Origin of the sequence: Allokutzneria sp. NRRL B-24872 (genome assembly GCF_002155965.1) — a bacterium.
Lineage (GTDB): Bacteria > Actinomycetota > Actinomycetes > Mycobacteriales > Pseudonocardiaceae > Allokutzneria.
On sequence record NZ_MUMH01000189.1, the window covers coordinates 1 to 2,016 of the forward strand.

A 2,016-nucleotide genomic window follows, 5' to 3' on the forward strand; every position below is an offset into this window, starting at 1 on the left:
GCGCATCCGCCAGGAGCTGCGTAACGCCAACATCCACGCGGGCCCTCATCGGATCGCGAAGCTGATGCGGGACAACAACATTCGGGCGCGTCGAGGCCCGGTCAAGTCCCGGCCCCGGGCAGCTCCGCCCCATCGACGCCCGGAGATCGGCGACCGCGTCGAACGCGAGTTCACCCGTACCGCACCTGATCAACTGTGGTTCGCTGATAACACCATGATCGCTACCCAGCAAGGACACCTGCGGGCGACCGTGGTGCTCGATGCCTTCAGCCGCAAAGTCATTGGCTACTCCTGGGCCAACCAGGAAACACTGGACACCGCCCTCAACGCACTCCGCGGCGCTATCACCACCCGGAAACCACCACCGGAATGCGTCATGCACACCGACCGTGGCTACCACTTCACCTCGAACTACTGGCAGAACATCCTACGAGACAACAACATGCTGCCCTCCATCGGCAGACTCAAAAGCCCACTGGACAACGCGGTCATGGAATCCTGGTTCGCCTCCTTCAAAAACGAGGCCCTCTACCCCTACGGGCGCCCCGCCACCCAAGCCGAAGCAGCCCTGATCCTGTTCCGCTACATACACTTCTACAACACACGACGACTACACTCTTCACTCGACTACCGCACCCCGGTAGCCTTCGAAACAGCACGCAACAACCTGTCCGTCTAACCCGGGCAAGCCCACTTCCGTCCATGCCGGGGGCCGATCACATCCCGGGAACGCACACCCCTTGTCCCGCACGGCGAGTGCCCGCCGGAGTGGGGGTGGTGCGGTTCGGACGGAGCGTCCGTAGTCGAGGGGGATGCTTTCGCCGTTGAGGACGACGGGGATCAGCTCGGCATCGCAGGACAGCTGTCGCAGGAGTGAAGCGGTGGCTTCGCCGTCCCAGTCGGTGTAGCCCGAACGGACCTTCTCTTCCAGCCAGTCCAACTGCATCGTGACGACCATCTGCGGGCGCACGCCTCCGCTGATCGGCAAGTCGTGGGTGGACATCGCGACGGTGATCAACTCGCACAGTCCGTCGGCGTAGCGCTGTTCCGGCGTCCGGGGGTCTTCTTCGCCGCCGACCGGGCGGGGTTTCGAGACCGCGTGCAACGCCTCTTCGACCATGCCGCCTTCCAAGGGGGGCAGGCATCCGTTGAACACGAGCCACCCGTGCTGGTTCTTGGTCATCCTGAACGCGCGTGCCTCCACGGCCGCCTGCTCGTCTGTGAACGCGCCCTCTTGGTCGACGTGGGAGCGGACTCGTTTGCCGAGCTGCATCAGCTCGCGTGGGGTGAGCTCGGGTGCGTGCTTGAGCAGGGATTGCTCAGCTTCGTCGGCGACCTCGGCCGGGATGTTCTTGATGACGTCGGCGATGATCGCGGCGTGGTCGCTGCTGATGACGCCTGCGTAGAGGGCGTCTCGCGTGTCAGGCACACCGGGTAGGTCTTCTGCGAGTTGCGAGCGTCGCTTCGCTTCCGCCGGAGAAATCCTCAGGTGTGACCGCAACAGGGTCGCGATGTTCCGACACCCCTGCGCAGTGTGCAGGCCACGATCCTCAGCACACGCGGCAGCGTCGATCTTCACTGCCGTCAACAAATTCGTGATGGTCTCCAGCTTCACCAGAAACGCCAGATGCTCATCCTCAGACAACTGATAGACATCGCCTAGTGTGAGATGATCTAGCAAAATAGACTCGATAGCATTGGCATCCAACATGATCACACCTCCTCTGCTGTTGGATACCTCAATTTTAGCAAGCCCTGGTGGTACGTCAAATCCGTTGCAGCGCAACAACAAAGCGAACTTTCAGCCGACAGTGACACTAGGTCGGCTTTACCTGGGGTGCGCGTGCCATACGCTTGCTCGCGTGGGCCGGGATTCCTCCCGTGCCCGCCCGGCCAATTTCGGCACGCGCAAGGGGCCCCCAGGTCAAGCCGACCCCCACGCTGGAACCAGCAGTTCCCCCGCTGGAAGACCAGCTCGGCAGACCGGGAAACCCCGCTGGAACGAGCTAAAAAACA

Annotated in this window: 2 protein-coding genes; one reads left to right on the forward strand and one right to left on the reverse strand. The window is 62.5% G+C overall.

The window, feature by feature from the left end:
- Positions 1 to 679: IS3 family transposase (locus CCN37_RS34765; protein WP_143261957.1), on the forward strand; the 679-nt coding region annotated here is incomplete at its 5' end.
- Here the strand turns inward: CCN37_RS34765 and CCN37_RS34770 are convergent.
- Complete coding sequence (locus CCN37_RS34770) at positions 620 to 1,711, reverse strand: DUF222 domain-containing protein (protein WP_246843492.1); 1,092 nt, start codon at positions 1,709 to 1,711, stop codon at positions 620 to 622. The genes CCN37_RS34765 and CCN37_RS34770 overlap by 60 nt on opposite strands.
- Between the last annotated feature and the right edge of the window lie 305 nt (positions 1,712 to 2,016).